Annotated in this window: 18 protein-coding genes; 1 reads left to right on the forward strand and 17 read right to left on the reverse strand. The window is 41.3% G+C overall.

The window, feature by feature from the left end; genetic code table 11:
* Positions 1 to 95: 95 nt before the first annotated feature.
* The 14 genes from IEV52_RS16410 to IEV52_RS16475 all read right to left on the reverse strand — a co-directional run bounded on the left by IEV52_RS16410 (position 96) and on the right by IEV52_RS16475 (position 12500).
* A complete protein-coding gene (locus IEV52_RS16410; protein ID WP_188403566.1) occupies positions 96 to 728 on the reverse strand; it encodes a response regulator in 633 nt (210 codons plus the stop codon).
* Positions 725 to 1546: a sensor histidine kinase gene (locus tag IEV52_RS16415; RefSeq protein ID WP_188403567.1), complete on the reverse strand. Its 822-nt coding sequence runs from the start codon at positions 1544 to 1546 to the stop codon at positions 725 to 727. Before IEV52_RS16415 ends, IEV52_RS16410 begins: the two co-directional genes overlap by 4 nt.
* Before the next feature lie 84 nt (positions 1547 to 1630).
* Positions 1631 to 2527: a manganese catalase family protein gene (locus IEV52_RS16420; RefSeq protein ID WP_188403568.1), complete on the reverse strand. Its 897-nt coding sequence runs from the start codon at positions 2525 to 2527 to the stop codon at positions 1631 to 1633.
* Between the two features lie 119 nt (positions 2528 to 2646).
* Positions 2647 to 2826, reverse strand: a complete 180-nt coding sequence (locus IEV52_RS16425; RefSeq protein ID WP_188403569.1) for a 4-oxalocrotonate tautomerase — start codon at positions 2824 to 2826, stop codon at positions 2647 to 2649.
* A 12-nt stretch (positions 2827 to 2838) separates the two neighbouring features.
* Positions 2839 to 3639 carry a 2-keto-4-pentenoate hydratase gene (locus tag IEV52_RS16430; protein ID WP_188403570.1) on the reverse strand — a complete coding sequence of 267 codons (801 nt, stop codon included), beginning with the start codon at positions 3637 to 3639 and terminating at the stop codon, positions 2839 to 2841.
* A 3-nt stretch (positions 3640 to 3642) separates the two neighbouring features.
* A complete protein-coding gene (dmpG, locus tag IEV52_RS16435) occupies positions 3643 to 4671 on the reverse strand; it encodes a 4-hydroxy-2-oxovalerate aldolase (protein ID WP_188403571.1) in 1029 nt (342 codons plus the stop codon).
* Positions 4658 to 5566 (reverse strand): acetaldehyde dehydrogenase (acetylating), encoded by a 909-nt coding sequence (locus IEV52_RS16440; RefSeq protein WP_188403572.1) that lies wholly within the window; start codon positions 5564 to 5566, stop codon positions 4658 to 4660. Before IEV52_RS16440 ends, dmpG begins: the two co-directional genes overlap by 14 nt.
* Positions 5567 to 5593: 27 nt before the next feature.
* A complete protein-coding gene (locus IEV52_RS16445; RefSeq protein ID WP_188403573.1) occupies positions 5594 to 6379 on the reverse strand; it encodes a 2-keto-4-pentenoate hydratase in 786 nt (261 codons plus the stop codon).
* Between the two features lie 68 nt (positions 6380 to 6447).
* Entirely contained in the window at positions 6448 to 7917 is a 1470-nt protein-coding gene (locus IEV52_RS16450) for an aldehyde dehydrogenase (RefSeq protein WP_188403574.1), read from the reverse strand.
* A gap of 4 nt (positions 7918 to 7921) precedes the next feature.
* Positions 7922 to 8392: a RidA family protein gene (locus IEV52_RS16455; protein ID WP_188403963.1), complete on the reverse strand. Its 471-nt coding sequence runs from the start codon at positions 8390 to 8392 to the stop codon at positions 7922 to 7924.
* Positions 8370 to 9410 (reverse strand): amidohydrolase family protein, encoded by a 1041-nt coding sequence (locus IEV52_RS16460; protein WP_188403575.1) that lies wholly within the window; start codon positions 9408 to 9410, stop codon positions 8370 to 8372. Before IEV52_RS16460 ends, IEV52_RS16455 begins: the two co-directional genes overlap by 23 nt.
* Positions 9398 to 9937, reverse strand: coding sequence for a 3-hydroxyanthranilate 3,4-dioxygenase (gene nbaC, locus IEV52_RS16465; RefSeq protein WP_188403576.1), 540 nt, complete (start codon positions 9935 to 9937; stop codon positions 9398 to 9400). Before nbaC ends, IEV52_RS16460 begins: the two co-directional genes overlap by 13 nt.
* Before the next feature lie 15 nt (positions 9938 to 9952).
* Positions 9953 to 11440, reverse strand: a complete 1488-nt coding sequence (locus IEV52_RS16470; protein WP_188403577.1) for a 4-hydroxyphenylacetate 3-hydroxylase family protein — start codon at positions 11438 to 11440, stop codon at positions 9953 to 9955.
* A gap of 310 nt (positions 11441 to 11750) precedes the next feature.
* Positions 11751 to 12500 carry an IclR family transcriptional regulator gene (locus tag IEV52_RS16475; protein ID WP_188403578.1) on the reverse strand — a complete coding sequence of 250 codons (750 nt, stop codon included), beginning with the start codon at positions 12498 to 12500 and terminating at the stop codon, positions 11751 to 11753.
* A 389-nt stretch (positions 12501 to 12889) separates the two neighbouring features.
* Here IEV52_RS16475 and IEV52_RS16480 point away from each other — a divergent pair, with 389 nt between their 5' ends.
* Positions 12890 to 14038, forward strand: a complete 1149-nt coding sequence (locus IEV52_RS16480; protein ID WP_229754320.1) for a histidine kinase N-terminal domain-containing protein — start codon at positions 12890 to 12892, stop codon at positions 14036 to 14038.
* A gap of 35 nt (positions 14039 to 14073) precedes the next feature.
* Here IEV52_RS16480 and IEV52_RS16485 read toward each other — a convergent pair whose 3' ends face one another.
* The 3 genes from IEV52_RS16485 to IEV52_RS16495 all read right to left on the reverse strand — a co-directional run bounded on the left by IEV52_RS16485 (position 14074) and on the right by IEV52_RS16495 (position 17413).
* A complete protein-coding gene (locus tag IEV52_RS16485) occupies positions 14074 to 15213 on the reverse strand; it encodes a zinc-dependent alcohol dehydrogenase (protein WP_188403580.1) in 1140 nt (379 codons plus the stop codon).
* A 129-nt stretch (positions 15214 to 15342) separates the two neighbouring features.
* Positions 15343 to 16209 (reverse strand): dimethylarginine dimethylaminohydrolase family protein, encoded by an 867-nt coding sequence (locus tag IEV52_RS16490; RefSeq protein ID WP_188403581.1) that lies wholly within the window; start codon positions 16207 to 16209, stop codon positions 15343 to 15345.
* A gap of 361 nt (positions 16210 to 16570) precedes the next feature.
* Entirely contained in the window at positions 16571 to 17413 is an 843-nt protein-coding gene (locus IEV52_RS16495; RefSeq protein WP_188403582.1) for a DUF4037 domain-containing protein, read from the reverse strand.
* Positions 17414 to 17509: the final 96 nt, after the last annotated feature.

The raw sequence follows: 17509 nt of genomic DNA on the forward strand, positions 1-17509 counted from the left end.
CGTATGGAGAAGTATAATCACTAATAACGAGATGGTCATCACTCTAAAGGGTGATAATGTTTAAAAAGTGTGTCAAATGTATGACACACTCTCACTCAAACGAATCCCTTATCGTAAGCATAGCTTGCAAGCTGAACACGATTATCGAGTTGGAGCTTGCCTAAAATATTCTTCATATGTGTTTTTACTGTGTTCTCAGAGATGTTTAGTTCTTTGGAGATCTCCTTATTGGAATATCCTTTTGCTACTAACTGCAGCACTTCTTGTTCTCTAATTGAAAGAGATTGTTCAGCTTGTCCATCTTTTTTAAACTCTTTCCATATGCGAAATGCCATCTCTTTCGACATAGGTATCTCATCCATGGAGTATGCTTTTAGCCCATTCAGCATATCTTCAGTATTTAAATTTTTGAGGAGGTACCCTTGTGCTCCTTTTTTTAAAGCTTCAAACCAATCAGTGATATCATAAGAAACTGTCATCATAACCACTTTTACATTTGGAAATTGCTGCTTAATTTCTTTTGTTGCTTCAAAACCGTTCATTTTCGGCATGGAGATGTCCATTAAAACCAGATCAGGTATAAGTTCCTGTGTCTTCTCGACAGCTTGTACACCGTTCGATGCTTCTCCAACGATCTCAAACTCTTTCTGTCCTTCTAGAATTTCTTTTACACCTTCCCGGGCAAGAAGGTGATCATCTACAAGCAATAATCGAATCGGTTGTGTCATGCACTTTCCTCCTTTTCAATCGTCATGGTGGTCTTCCCGTGCATGCTATCAATATTTAGCTTCCATTCCATTGAAGAAGCTCTGTCTTGTACTATTTTTAACCCAAATCCATCTGTTATTTGATTGGTGTCAAATCCTGCACCCTTGTCCATAACACTGCAAATCCAGCCTTTTGGTGTTGTCGTTGTTTTTAACCACACTTCGTTCGTAACTGCGTGTTTGATTACATTGATGATCGCTTCTCGTACACAGGCAAACAACTCTATTTTTTCCTTTGAAGACAAATCGTCGTCTTCCAAACACCATTCACGATGAATCTTGAGTCCATGTTGACTCTCCATCTCATTAAAAAAAGCATCCAATGATTTTGTCCATGTAATATCATCATGGGATGGCAAACTTCGAAGATTTTGAATAGCACTTCTTGTATCATCATGAATGTGCTGCAACGTTTTCTTTAATTTATTATAAGGTTTATTGTCCTTACTAAAATCATTCCCCATTTTATTGACTTGAACCGACAGAAAAAAGAGTGACTGCGCAATTCCATCATGCAGCTCTTTTGCTATTTTCTCTCTTTCTTCCAATACCGCTTTCTCAGATCGCTCTCTTTGCAGTTCTTGCTGCATACGTTCTAGTCTTCCAAACAATATATTTAAAAAATAGAGAGTTACAAGAAATACGATTATCGCAGATAACCAGTTTCCTGCGTTCATTGATATATATGGCAGTAGAATGGTATGCCGCAAGTATTCCCATAAACCGACCGAAATTGTTGGAATCAAAAGAATCAACCATTTAATTTGTCTGTATGTCATCTATGGACTTCCCTTCACTATCTCGTATCATGTAAACAAATTAATAATAACACAAAAAAACCGGACGTATTTTACCCCGGCCGGTCAACTCATTCCTGCATTCTTCTTTAATCGTTCCCAAATCTGAACAAAGTCTTCTTGTGAGATACCTGGGGCAAACTCTTCTGAAATGGACCGTAATTCCGGCATCGGAGCGCCTTCAGGAGCACCGATTACCGTTTCAAGCTGGCCGCCCATAGGATGCTCACCTGCCCAAATATAAGCAATGTCACGATAATCCTTGTCGCTAAATGTATAGAGCTTTCTATGAATGCCTTGTGCCTCAAATTTACGTGTTGTTTCAAATGCCGCATTCTCGAGATCTGGTATTGGCAGCATCTTTTTGACATCTACTCCTGTTACCATCTCAATTGCTTTTGCATATGCGAGAATATGGACACCTCCACGAACGAGCAGATAACCTATCATCTCACGTGCTACAGGATTACTCGTCATCTCATAAACTCTCATCTTATGCGTTCTTGCCCCGCACTCCAGGAAGAAGTTATGAAGAAGATCCATCAGCAGATTTCCGCTGCTGAACACATAGTCCCCGTTCCAAGGCTTCCCCATCGAATCAAACGGAAATGACGTTTGTGCCGTTACAATAAAATGCTGTGAGTTCCTTTTATCCTTAGCCGCTTCCATCGGAGCATCATTTACATCACCAGGTTGTGTTGTACCATAGATCATCATGTTAATCGTATGTGAAACAAGTTCAACGTGGCCGAACTCTTCTGCCGTAATACTAGAAACCAAATCAAAAAATGGTTTCAGCTTGCCTCTTTTTCTGAAGTTAAATGACTGATACATGTAGTTGTTAAGCGTTGACATCTCACCAAAACGGCCGCCTAAAAGTTCCTGTACAGCAGCAGCCGCATTCGCGTCAGGATTTATCGGTGTCGGCAGTTCTATAGCAAGCCTGTTAAATCGTGTAATCATCAAGCTCCCTCCTCGCTGTCACTCCGTTAAGTTGTATGACAGTGCGAGGTTGTTTTATTCACGTTTTATTTAGGAAATGAATCTTTTCAACAAAAAAGAACTGAACCTTAGCTCAGTTCTCACCTCTTAGGCTTTCCGCCAACTCCCCAGTGCTTGTTCGGAACTTCTTGAATCAACACCCGGACTTGTTCTTTTTTTACATCTAAACTTTCTGCAGCAGCATCCGTTAGTCGTTCCATCAGCATACTCAGCTGTTCATCCGTTCTGCCTTCAATAACATGGACATGTATAATTGGCATCGTAATTCTTCCTTACTTTACGTATCTGGATGACAGCGTGACTGAGCCTAGTCCGTCAAATTGAGCGATGATCGTATCATCCATATCAAAGGCTACTGCTTCGGATAACGCACCACTGAGTACAATATCTCCTTTTTGCAGTCCTTCACCGCGCTGAGCCAGCTTTTGAACCGCCCAAGCCACCGCTTCAGCAGGATGTCCGAGTACGGCGGATCCCGAACCCGTTGTTACCATCTCACCATTTTTACTCATCACCATACCGATATTCGATAGATCCAGTTCCTCTGGCTTCACCATCTTGCTTCCTAATATCAGTTTGGCCGAGGAGCAGTTGTCAGCAACTACATCTGGCAAAGTGAAACGAAAATCCTTGTACCTGCTGTCGATTACTTCAATAGCTGCTACAACAAACTTAGCAGCTTTCATCACATCGGCGGCTGTTACCTCTTCCCCCATTAAATCCTCACCCATAATAAAGGCAATTTCAGGCTCGGCTTTAGGATGGATGAGGCGATGCTGCTGAAGCGGCTCCCATTCAAACGCCAGCATATCACTAAGCAAGTAACCATAGATAGCTTCATGAACACCCATCATTTCTTGCTTTGCTTTGCTTGTTAAACCAAGTTTAATGCCGAGACGCTTCGTTTTTGTTTTCTCCATCCGTCTTTCAATCAGCTTTTTTTGAAGATCATACGCTTCCTCTATCGAAAGATCAGGGTACTGATCTGTTATTTTTACTACTTCTTTAACTTCATGCTCAGCACGTAATAGATAATCGATCACTTCCACTTTTAACTTGTTCGTAACCGCCATTCATTACACCCCCTGCTTTACTTGTTTCGCCAGTTCAGCAGCCACTTCAATAATAAGATCTTCTTGTCCGCCGACTGCTTTTCGTCTGCCCAGTTCAATCAAAATATCTCTCGAATCCAGCCCAAACCGTTTGCCCGCACGTTCTGCATGCAGTAAAAAGCTCGAATATACACCAGCGTATCCCATCGCTAGACTGCCTTTTCGAATTTCCTGGGAACCCGGAAGCATCGGCCCGATCACGTCTTCGGCTAAGTCCATCATTCTATACAGATCAATACCAGTTTCCATACCCATTCGATCTAATACGGCAAGCAGTACTTCTGTTTGTGTGTTTCCAGCTCCAGCTCCTAAACACCGCACACTGCCATCAATTCGAGTCGCTCCTTCTTCGATCGCAACAAGTGTATTGGCAACTGCAACAGATAAATTGTTATGCGCATGAAATCCAACTTCAATATCAAGTGAATTCCGCAAGGCAGAAATCTTTTCCTTTACTTCATGCGGGAGCATGGCACCAGCAGAATCCGTTACGTACACACCTTGTGCACCATAGGATTCCATCAGCCTGGCCTGTTCCACGAGCTTTTCAACAGGTGCTGAATGAGCCATCATCAAGAACCCCATTACTTCCATGCCAAGTTCACGTGCTATGCGGATGTGCTGCTGTGATACATCGGCTTCTGTTACATGTGTTGCGACACGAACAAGACTGGCTCCCAATTCACGTGCTTGCCTTAAATCATGAACAGTTCCAATACCAGGCAGCAAAAGAACTGCAATCTTTGCTTGTTTACAAACACCAGCCGCGATTTCTATCAGCTTCATCTCATCTATGAGCGATCTACCGTACTGCAGTGTTGAACCGCCCAGTCCATCTCCATGGCTCACTTCAATGTAGTGCATGCCAGCTTCATCAAGTGCTTTCGCTGCAGCATACACTTGCTTTTCCGAAAATTGATGCGCCATCACATGACTGCCATCACGAAGACAGACTTCTGTAAACTTTAGCGGTAATGTGCTATTTCGTTTCATGCATCGTCACCGCCTTATTCACTTTTTTCTCACCTAACAAATGTTTGGCCGCCATTTCTCCAGCTTGTTTAGCTGCTGCAGTCATAATATCCAGGTTACCGGCATATTTCGGGAAATAATCCCCCGCACCTTCGACTTCTACAAACACTGTCACCCGGTTGCCATCAAATAATGGTTCCTGTTTTAACCGGAAGCCTGGCACGTAACCTTGTACCCTTTTTTCCATGTTCATAATAGATTCTCTGATCTGCTCTTTATCATCATGTTTCACTTCGCAATAAACGGTCGCTCTCATAAGGATTGGGGGGGCTGCAGGATTTAATATAATAATAGCTTTCCCTTTATCCGCCCCGCCGACTTCCTCGATTCCACGCCTGGTCGTTATGGTAAATTCATCAATGTTTGCACGTGTTCCAGGCCCTGCACTTAATGAAGAGATGGTTGCAACAATCTCACCATATGTAACATCAGCCGCCTCATTGATAGCGTGAATAATAGGAATCGTTGCCTGTCCGCCACACGTAATCATATTAATGTTCCTGGACTCCAGATGTTCACCTGAATTTACCGGTGGACATACAAAAGGACCTACTGCGGCAGGAGTTAGATCGATCACTGTTTTTCCCATGTCTTTTAAAATTTCAGCATGCCTGATATGGGCTTTAGCTGATGTCGCATCGAAAATAATATCAGCTAATTCTGGGCGTTCCACAAAGTCCTCGATGCCATTCGTAAAAACTCTGTATCCAGCGGACTTTGCCCGCCTTAATCCTTCAGATTCTGCATCGATCCCTATCATGGCCGTAAGTTCCAAACAGTCGCTTCCTTGAAGTTTATACATAAGATCCGTACCAATATTACCAGATCCAATGATCGCTGCTTTCACTTTTTTCACAATAAAAAGTCCTCTCTTTAACAAATTTTATTCACGAAACGAGATGGTTACAGAACCTAGTTTTCCGAATGCCGCGGTAATTTCATCGCCAGAATCCACATCAATGGCAGCAGACAATGCACCAGGCAGGATCAGTTCACCTGCTTTTAAAGAAATGTTATAGTCCGCCAGTTTATTAGCCAGCCATGCGATCGCATAAGCAGGATGGCCAAGAGCTGCTGCTCCCGTTCCTGTTGCTGAGATCCCGCCGTTTTTAATAAGCGTCATGCTCAGTGTACGCAGATCTATTTTTTCTAAATCATAAAAGGGTTCTCCGATGACTGCTCTTGCTGATGAACCGTTGTCAGCCACCGTATCCACAAGCCGAATCTTCCAATCTTCTATTCTGCTGTCTATGATCTCTAGTGTCGGAACAAGAGCTTCTGTTGCCATTAGAACATCCACGTATGTTACATTCGGCCCGCAAAGATCTTCTTTTAAAATAAAGCCGATCTCTGCTTCCACTTTTGGTTTGATGAAATCTTTTCTTGAAAGCTCAGTACCAGATGACACTTTCATGTTATCTAACAGATGGCCATAATCGGGCTCATCAACACCAAGCATATCTTGCATCGCCTTACTCGTAAGTCCTACCTTCTTGCCAATGATCACCCGGCCCTCTTCTAACTTTCTTTCGACCCACTGAAGCTGAATGTCATAGGAATCCTTCACCGACAGTTCTGGATATCGTGTGGATAATGGCTCTACAGGGACCAGTTTTGCTTCTGCTTCTAACAATTCTTCTGTTAATTTTGAAATGATCTGTTGCTGCATCACTAATTCCTCCCTTCTATCTTCAAAGAGCAAAACGCGACTGGAGTCCAATCACGTTTTAAACAAATCTATAGTTTCATCGTTATCGTTTTTGCTTCTGAGTAGAATTCAAAGCTATGCCTTCCGCCTTCCCGGCCAATTCCGCTCGCTTTTGATCCGCCAAAAGGTGTACGAAGGTCACGAATGTACCAGCAGTTCACCCAGAGCAGACCAGAATCGACAGCTGATGAAACACGCTGTGCTCTACGGATATCATTCGTCCAAACGACTCCTGCTAATCCATATTGTGAGTCATTTGCAATACGGATCGCATCTTCTTCTGTCTTAAATGGAATGACAACAAGCACTGGTCCGAAGATTTCTTCTTGTGCGACACGCCAATTATTATTCACATCATATAAAACGGTTGGTTCATAGAAATTACCGTTGCCGATCCCTTCAACCCTCTTACCTCCGCATGCTAACTTGGCTCCTTCTTTTATTCCGATGTCAACATACATCTCTACAGTTTCAAGATGACTTTTTGACACGAGAGCTCCCATGTCCGTGTCTTCTTGAGTCGGGTCACCTACTTTAATCTTCTTCACCGCCGAAACAAATTTGTCCATAAACTGATCATAGATGCTTTCTTGTAAAAGCAGCCTTGATCCGGCTAAACAGATTTCTCCTTGATTTCGGTAGATGGCATCAATGGATCCTTTTACTGCTTCATCTAAGTCGGCATCTTCAAAAACGATGTTTGCTGACTTGCCACCCAATTCCAATGAAACAGGAATCAAGTTCTCAGCAGCGTTTTTCATAATCATTTTTCCTGTGTTTGATTCACCAACAAATGAGATGCGCCGAACGTTTGGATCTTTCGTCATCGCTGCACCCATCGTACTTCCAGGTCCTGTTATAATGTTCAACACACCTGGCGGCAATCCTGCTTCGTTTGCAATATCACCAAACATGACAGCAGAAAGCGGTGTGTATGAAGCTGGTTTTACGACAACCGTATTGCCTGCCGCTAGAGCCGCGGATGCTTTCCATGTCATCTGCATGAACGGCAGGTTCCAAGGGATGATCAAACTCGTTACGCCTGCAGGGCTGTATTTGGCGTACGACATGATATTGTGTTTATCATAATGCTCGCTCACCATGTACTTGGACATCTCTGCAAAAAAGCGAAAATTGGAAGCAGCTCTTGGGATATCAAATCCCCGGCTCTCTTTGATCGGCTTCCCTACGTCCAGTGTCTCAACCATAGCAAGTTCGTCTACATTATCCATAATAAGATCGGCCATCTTACATAAAATATCTGACCGCTCTTCAACAGGCATCTTGCTCCATACGCCACTATCAAACGTAGTCTTAGCAGATTGAATGGCTCGTTTTGCATCTTGTTCACTGCCATTTGCAACAAAGGCTATCCTTTCATTTGTTGCAGGATTGATGGATTCAAAGGTTTCACCTGAAAGTGCATCTACATATTCACCATCGATGAACAATTTTGCATTCTTCACTTTTACTTGTTGGGCAAGGGTTTCTGATTTCATTTTCTTAGTCCCCCTTCTCTTCTTCAACTTCAACGATCATCTCGATCTCAATAGCGGTGCCGCCTGGCAGCTGTGCCATTCCAACTGCTGATCTGGCATGCTTGCCTTTTTCACCAAAAATATCAACAAGAAGATCTGACGCACCGTTGATAACTTTTGGCTGATCAACAAAATCTTCTGTGCAGTTAACAAATCCGAGCAGCTTTACGATCCGTTTTACTTTGTTTAAGCTCCCAAGCTCGTTCTGCACAACAGCCAGCAGATTCAACATGGACTGTCTGGAAGCTTTATAACCATCTTCAACTGATAGATCGGCTCCCAACTTTCCGTGGTACTGATCGACACCTTGTCCTGCTGTAAAAAGAAGATTGCCCGCTCTTACACAGCCTACATAGTTACCAACAGCCGATCGTACTTGCGGCAATACAACGCCTAACGCTTCAAGTTTATCCTCAGGTGTTTGAATGACTTGCAACAGCTGCACCCCGCTTCCTTTTCTCAAGGTTCAAAAATTCGGCTGCATTTCCGCCCAACATCCCTTTACGCTGTTGATCTGTTAGTTCGAGTGTTTCATCCAGCACTTTACCTGGATTCACTTCACGCAAAAGAAACGGATAATCTGATCCCATAAAAATCTTGTCCGAACCAAAACGTTCCATCATATAACGGATGTTCATCGGGTCATAGTTCAATGAGTCAAAATAAAACTGCTTTGCATAATGGCTTGGCGGATGTGTAGTCAGACGCAGATGCGGCCAAACTTGCCACCCTTGATCAAGACGCGGAATCAAGTAAGGAAAAGATCCTCCGCCATGAGCGAAGCAGATCTTCAGCTTTGGAAATTTCTCCATCATTCCACTCCAGATTAATGCAGCTGCAGCAAGTGCTGTTTCACTCGGCATTCCGATCGTGTACATAAAGTTGTGATTTGGCATTCTTTCTTTTCCTAGGGTTTCCCATGGGTGAATAAAAAGTGGAACTTCCCACTCCTCCGCCTTTTGAAAGAACTTTATAAATGATGGGTGATCCAAATTCTGACCGTTCACATTTGTTCCAATCTCGATACCGTGAAGCCCGAGTTCATTCATACAGCGGTCCATTTCCCTGATCGCCGTCTCTGCATCCTGCATCGGTACGGTTCCAAGTCCGGCGAATCGATTCGGATATTCATTTACAGTCTCAGCAATAAAATCGTTCTGAATTTTTGCCATTGCTTCAGCTTGTTCAGGTGGCGCCCAGTATGAAAACGTCACAGGGATTGGAGATAGCACCTGAATGTCTACCCCTTCACGATCCATGTCATCGATTCGCTTTTTAGGGTCCCATACCTGATCAGTAACATCTCTAAAATTTTTTCCGCCTACCATAATGGCTGCTCCGCATGCGCACGTCCTATTTAGAACAGGCCACCTTTCCCCACCATACTTTTCAGCAAAGTCAGGAAACGACTCTGGAATGATATGTGTGTGAAAGTCGATTCTCAGCACTTCCATTCCTCCACGTTCTCTGGCACCTGATAGCCGCAATCCTTGCACAAACGAACACGCTCATTAGAGTTGAAGCTATGGATCGCTTCTTTTACTTGCTTTTCAATATCACTTAACTGAACAGTCACACGATGCATCTCTGAATCACAGCGGTCACAGAACCAAACGAAATCTTCGAGCTCGCCTTGTGCACGTTTACGTTCGATCACCAGGCCATAAGAATCAGCAACACGGTGTGGTGAATGAGGCACCATCGCCGGCAGCATAAAAACATCTCCTTCTTTTACTTCAACTACTTCGCGCTTGCCGTGTTTATTAATGATCTCTACATAACAGCTTCCTTTGATTTGATAGAAAAACTCATCTGAAGGATCTACATGAAAATCACGTCTTTTATTTGGTCCGCCTAAGATCATCGCGATAAATTCAGAATCCTGCCAAATGACTTTGTTATTAACAGGGGGCTTGAGCAGGTCTTTGTTCTCGTCGATCCATTTTAATAGGTTAAAAGATTTCATAGTCGTTGTACTCATACTAGTTACCTCCCTTTATTTAGCCAGCTTAGGCTGGTCCTTAACAAATTGGTTTGTTACAGATAGTGCCTCATCAACCATGGAGAACGTTGCCTTTCTTTTATATCCGTTGTAGAAGATAGCTCTCTTACGGATCGGGTCACCTGTGTAATAGCGCTCATATTGTACAAGTCGCTGACCAAAGGCCTCTCCGCAGAGATCCCATGCGAGCTTGAACAGCTTAACGCGTTCCAGCGAATCCACACCGTCACGGCCAAGGTAATACTTATCAATCTCACTGCGGATTTCAGGTGCGTTAAAATCGTTGCCAGTCGGTGACATCAATAATCCGCCTGCACCAATGATCTGTATAACTTCAATGGCCCTTGGATACATCTTAGGAAGCATGCCGCGGATCGTTTCAAGTGCTGCTGCATTCGGCATCACTTCGCCTGACGCTGTTGTTTCGTACTCATATTCCGCTACCCTTAACAGCGAGCGAATCACTTCTACGTTCTGCACAAGTTCACCGAGGTCGTTTTGTACGTTCAGATACCCATCTACACCGATGGAGTCTGCTAGTTTACAAGCGACTTCTGTTGCAAAAGCGAGCTTCACGTAGCCTCTTACGCCTGACTGATGTGCAGGCTGCTGAGCGATTCCTGTCTTAGGATATAGAAGGTTAGCTGCTTCTACATTGTTGTAAAGGAACACACGATCCCACGGAACGAGTACATCGTTAAATACGAGCAGCGCATCCATCTCTTCAAATCTTGATGCTAACGGATGATCAAACTGTGAACGCTTCCCATCCTGCATCGGTTCACGACATAGAAGTTTAAGTCCCGGAGTGTCCACGGGTACTGCAAAAGCTAATGCATAGCGCTCATCCCCAGGTGCAAAGCCTGGGAACGAATAGATGATCACTTCATCTGTAATTGGAGCCAATGTGGCCAGCATCTTTGCTCCGCGTACGATTAGGCCTTCTGGTGTCTCTTCAACTGCTCCAAGATGCGTAAACATATCCTTTTGACCATGAGAGTTCTTGCTGCGGTCGTTTTGAGGATTGATGATCGCATGAGTTAAAAACAGATCGTTATCTCTTATATAATTGTAGTAATTTCTAATGTTTACAGACCATTCTGGGTTGTACTGATCTAAGAACCAGCCGTTATGAGCCATGCCTGTAACAACAACGTTTAAAAAATCAGGTGTTCGGCCCATCAGCCCAAAAGTAGATCGTGCATAAATTTCAAATAGCTGGCTACGTGCCATTAATTGTTCATAGGTAGTGGGATGCAGAAAAGCATTATTTACCCTTTCACCAGTTTCCTCGCAGATATGAGTAATCGCATCTTGATACTTCGGGTCATGCTGCATATCATATAGCTTTGCTATCTCTTCAATTGGCTGTTTGAAAACAGGTTCATTTATAACATCCGTAACTCTCCTGCCCTCTAGCCAGATTTCGGGTGAACGTGATTTTAGCCCTTCGATATATTGTGTACCAGTTCTAATTCCCATCCTTTCTGCCTCCCTTAAGTATTTGAATTTGATACCACTATATAAGAAAGCGCTTTCATATATCTATGCAGGAATTTCATATTATGAAATTATCAGAATTTTTTTATAATAAACGATTGAATACAACTAAAATCTGATGATGTGTTGAAAATTAGAGGAAACGTGTTACCTCAATTTTTATTTATGCGAAAAATAAAAAAGCCGCTCTTTATAACGATGTTTACGATCCGAGCCTGCTTTTCTTTAATTTGTCCGATTCTCCTATTAATCTGTCCATTTGAAAAATCTAGCTTATCTATTGTAAGCGTTATTATAAAAAGCTAATATAACCCAATTCCTTTGAGATCGACTCTGCTGTTTTTACAACATGATGAATCATGGATGGGGTATCCTGTCCTAGCATATAAGATACGGGGCCAACCATATTAAGTGCCGCGATGGTCTGCCCGGTATATGACTTTATGGGTGCAGCTATGCCATACAACCCCATCTCATTTTCATAATTACTGATGGCATAACCGTTTTTACGAATCATCGCAAGTTCATCTTTTAATTTTTCAACACAAGTAATCGTATTCGGAGCGCGACGAAGCAACCCCTTTGAAATAGTAGGTTTTATCATGGAGGGGTTAAAAGCTAGTAATACTTTTCCTGTACTCGTGCAATATGCAGGTTTTGTATCACCGATAAACGTAGGGACTGGAACTGAATTGGAAGAAGCCACTCTAAGCACAAAACGTACTTCACCACGATCCAGCATTCCAATATGAACGGTTGTATTAAATCTTCTGACAAGACCTTCGCATAAAGGAAGTGCCTCTGTATTGATATCCTGCTGATACATGACGTGGTTGCTCCATTCTAGCAATTTCCAACCTAATCTATATTTTTTCTGACTGTCTTGAATCAATATGCCTTCAGAGCAAAGTGTTCGAATTAAATGATGAACTGTGCTCGCATTCATGTTTAACTTTTCTGCAATCTGCAAGTTTCCTAGTGCTGGTTCATCTTTAGTGAAACAATTTAATATCCTTGAAATTTTTTGAACAGATGAGATCACCAGTTCTCCCCCTCAAACGGCTATGATTTAGTTGAAGTCAGCTTACTGGCCACCTTTTCCAATATGCGTTCATCGTATTGAAAAAGGTAGACTTGTACAATGTCAAAATTTCATATTATGAAAATCTATAAAATATATTTCGAATAATTAGAAAATTTTAAAGGATAGTATTTCACTCATAAAGAAAAAGTATAGGATTGAGGATTATGTTAGATTTCGAGGTCTGCTGTCGATTTACCTACCTGTTTTTCACTTTTTCACGAGAAAAATATAAACTGTATATAGCAATTCATCTATAATTCTATTACTATATGTAGTATACATACTTTTATATATCAAATTATCTATTCATTCTTTCCATGATTTTATTGTTGAAAGAGGTGCGAGCGTTGGACATTACTGAGAGTTTGATCACTTATATGGATGAAAACCTACCTACTTACTTACAAGATTGGCAACAGAAAGTCGTCATATCAAATCATGACGTACATAAAGAAAAAGTGATTGAAAATGCACTGCATATGCTGAAGTTAGTGAAGCTTTCTTTACGAAACCAGCTATCTCCCGAAAAGATCATGCAGCTCGCACATGAAGTAGCTGTACAGCGGTTAGAAGCAAAAATCAACATCGGTGAGTTTGTTTATAATGTAAATTTAGGACGTAGTGAGATCGTTCGTTTTGTGACGGGCTCTGGCATATCCATTGATCAGCTTCAGCCTGTTATCGAAACGATCAATTCATTATTTGATGAGTTTCTGTACCATGCCGTTAAGAAGTACACACAGCTAAAAGATGCAGAGATTCAGGAAAAGACAACGTTCATTGATCAAAGCCATAAAGAACGATTGACCATTTTAGGACAGATGTCATCAAGCTTTGTTCACGAATTTAGGAATCCCTTAACGGCTGTTATGGGTTTTGTGAAGCTCATGCAGCAAGAAGATCCAAATATGAAATATATTGATATTATTAGTCATGAATTAACACAGCTGAACTTTCGTATTTCTCAATTTCTTCATGCCTCAAAAAAAGGGGTACAAGAACGTGAAGCAGAGGATTTTGCATTAGAGGATTTATTCACGGATATTCTTGACTTTATGTATCCGAGCTTAGTAGACGCGGACGTAAATGTCATACCAAGGATCGATCCTACGATTTCACTTCGGGCACACAAGGACGAGTTGAAACAGGTTCTGCTTAATGTAATCATGAATTCAATCGATGCGCTGCGTCAAAAAAAGCAAAACAGACGCATCATGATATTTAGTAAAACTGAAAATAACTCTAACGTACATATAACCATTTCAAATAATGGTCCTGCTATTCCACCGGAAGCCATGAAAACCATCTTTGAGCCTTTTTTCACTACAAAAGAATTGGGTACAGGGATCGGACTGTTTGTATGCAAGAAAATTATTGAAAAACATCACGGTACAATCAGTTGTTCATCAGACGATAATATCACTACATTTACGATCGTCCTTCCGCTGCACGGAGCACCCGTTCAGGCAGAAGAAATTTCACACTTAGAAATGTAAAAGGAACTTGGAAAGTCCAAGCTCCTTTTTGCACTCTATGGTTTTAATACGACTTTTATACACTCATCTTCATGATCATTGAACGTCTTATACGCATCTCCAGCCTTTTCAAGCGGTACTCTGTGCGTAATTATTTCAGTGGGATCAAACTCATTGTTCATGATCTTATCAAAAAGCATTGGCATGTAATGAATAACAGGAGCCTGCCCCATCTTTAACGTTACATTTCTCTCAAAGATATTTCCGAGCGGAAACATGTTGTACATGGAACCATATACGCCAGTAAGCTGTATCGTACCAAATTTCCTGACAGCATTCAGGCCGATTTCAATGGCACTGAGTGTCCCGCCTTGTATCTTCAATTTCTGTTCGACCTTCTCAACGACTGATTTCTTGCCATCCATTCCTACACAATCTAATACAACATCCACTCCGCCGTTCGTGATTTCTTTAATATGAGCACCCATATCATCAAAATCATTAAAATTATAAACCTCTGATCGATTTTTCGTTGCAGCATGGTTTAAACGATATGGAATGTTATCAATGGCGACCACACGTTTAGCACCTTTCATCCAGGCAAATTTTTGAGCCATTAATCCAACCGGGCCGCATCCAAGGACAGCAACAGTATCTCCTTCTTTCATTCCAGAATTTTCAATGCTCCAGTACGCTGTTGGAAGTACATCAGACATAAATAAAAGTGCCTCGTCCTCAAGTTCACAATGTTCAGGAATGACAAAAGGCATAAAGTTGCCAAATGGTACCCGAAGCAGTTCAGCTTGTCCGCCAGGATGGTTGCCATACCTTTCTGTGAACCCAAAGTATCCGCCAGTATCAACTTTAGGATTGGGGTTTGAATGATCGCATTGACTTTCCATATCATGCTTACAATAGAAACAATGGCCACACGAAATGTTGAACGGCAGAACGACTCGATCTCCCTTTTTTACCCTCGTTACTTCTGGACCAACATCCTCCACGATTCCCATCGGCTCATGCCCAATGACATAATCTTTTTCGGTTGGCAGTGCCCCTTGATAGATATGGAGATCTGAACCGCAGATAGCTGTTGATGTAATGCGCATGATAATATCATCTTTCTTTTGTAAAATCGGATCCGCAACGTTTTTAACCTGAATGTCTTTTGTTCCTTGAAAAGTAACTGCTCTCATAATACCCTCCTTGATGAAAGATTAATATCCTTTTCCCTTTCCACATCAAAATATGTGCTCAGCAGACAGTTTAAGGCTTTTCGTCCATAGAAAAAGCCCCTGCCCTTTGGCAGAGACTTTGCATTTCTTTTAATGCATTTCTTCACGATATAGCGGCATTGAACAGCAACGGAACGAACCGCCTGACTTGATGATTTCAGAGATATCAACTTCGATAACCTCATATCCTCTTTCTCTCATTGAAGCATTCACCTTTTCATTTACAGGAAGACTTAAGACTTTTTTATCACCAATCGACAATACATTCGTACCCATCGTAAACTGTTCATCCTTTTCAATTTCAATCACATCAAATTGAGATGCTAGGAATTGGTAGTCTTTTTCATCAAAAGCATGGCGATAAATAATGGCATCTTTTTCTGATAAAATATTAAATACACAGTCCAAATGCAAGAAAATAGGATCAAATGGAATCGTGACTACTTTCATATTGGGAAGCTGCGCTCTCACTTCCTCAATCGTTTCCTCTGATGTTCTTCCACTCAGTCCGATATAAACCGTATCACCATGAACGATTACATCTCCACCTTCAATACGGTCTCCTTCTATAAGGGATAGATTGACTTGATGCTCTAACAGCCAATTCCGAAGCACCTTTTCTTCCCCGTCTCGAATATTGCTGCCCATCCTCGAAACAAAAACAGTCTCACCGATCGTAAATCCGATGTCACGGGTAAAAACTTGTTCGGGGAATTTTTCTATAGCAGGAAGCTTATAAACATCAACACCGTTGTCACTCATCGTTTGCACAAATTGCTGATGCTGCTTCATCGCACGCTTCATGTTGATATTGTCTTTAGCAAAATGACGTTGAGTTTCATTTATGATTTCATCAATCTTCATATGCTTTGGTTCACATACAATAACTTTTTTCAATGCTCCATATTCACTGTCACAATTCACGTGTTTGTATTCTCCTTTAATTACGGTAGCCATTTATAATCCTCCATACACTCTTAAGGTATTTATAAGGCTCTTCCCTATATGAATAGTCCCGTAAACGTTATTTGCATGTTCCATTTCCTTATTTTCAGTTTTTCCAAATATGGAAAAAGTTATCTTCCTTCCAATCAATCCTTAATAAAACAGCTGACTAATAAAAAAATGGGTTTGCGTAATATAAAGGCAAACAGGCGTGAAACTGGAATCGAACTGCGTGAAACTAAGATTGAATTGCATAAACAAGGGTCTTTTTGTGCGAACGTGTAAAAAATAAAAACCACCCGAGAAGAAGAATCCACCCGAATGGCTATTTCTATTGTGTATGTATGATGCAGAATTTATACTCTTATCTTAGTCAGATCCTGTTTTCCGGCCGAACAAAAGCCATTTTTTCTTTGTATGATTCAAGAAATTCAAGATGAGGATAATGTTTTTCTACAAGTTGAAAAACTTCCTCTATCAAAAGCTCTAAATCTTTTAAACCCTTCTGAACATCACCAATAAGAATAGTCGATAATCGGTCATCCACATTTTTAGGTTTAATCGTAAAAATTTCACCGTATTTGTGCATCCATTTAAACGAAGGGTGATGAATATATAATTTGTTCAAACCGAATAGGGTACCCATTAACTTTTTTTGAACACTTCCTATAAGATCATATAGCATCAGCCAATCTTCCCTGTCTAATAGGGCTTTGCGATTGTTCCATCTATACCAAAGGGCTAAATTTTCTTCAATCATATTTTCTGCAAGCTGATCGGGATAGGTTTTAACTTTCTTTTTTAACTCTTCAATAATGGAATCACCTGATAAACATTGTCCGTAATAAATAGAAGAAACCATGCACTGTTTGCCATAGTTGATATCAAACTCTTTCACTACCTCATTAATCCACTTTTCAGCCGTACTTGTTAAAAAGCTGCTGATTTCTAATTTTACATTTTGCGGTGTTAAATAACTCTCAGCCCATTCTTCCTCTTCAAAGGGATGAAAATCAATGATCGAACCATTGATTTCTTTGATGGGATTCTTTCGTTCAACATCAGTTGGCTCCTCTGACCAAAAAATATTGAGTTCAATATCAGAATGCTTATCCTCCCAACCTCGTGAAACGGAGCCTGCCAATAATACTGCTTTTACTTTCGGGTTTAGTCGATAGATAGAAGCCATTTCAATCGCAATATCTTTTAAATTCATTTTTTGATTCTCCTATTATTGTTAAGATCTAATACCCTCTACGAAAAACAAATGGTAATTACGGATAAGATTAGATTATCATAAAAGAATAAAGGA

It is taken from the genome of Fictibacillus barbaricus, from assembly GCF_014635025.1.
GTDB lineage: Bacteria > Bacillota > Bacilli > Bacillales > Fictibacillaceae > Fictibacillus > Fictibacillus barbaricus.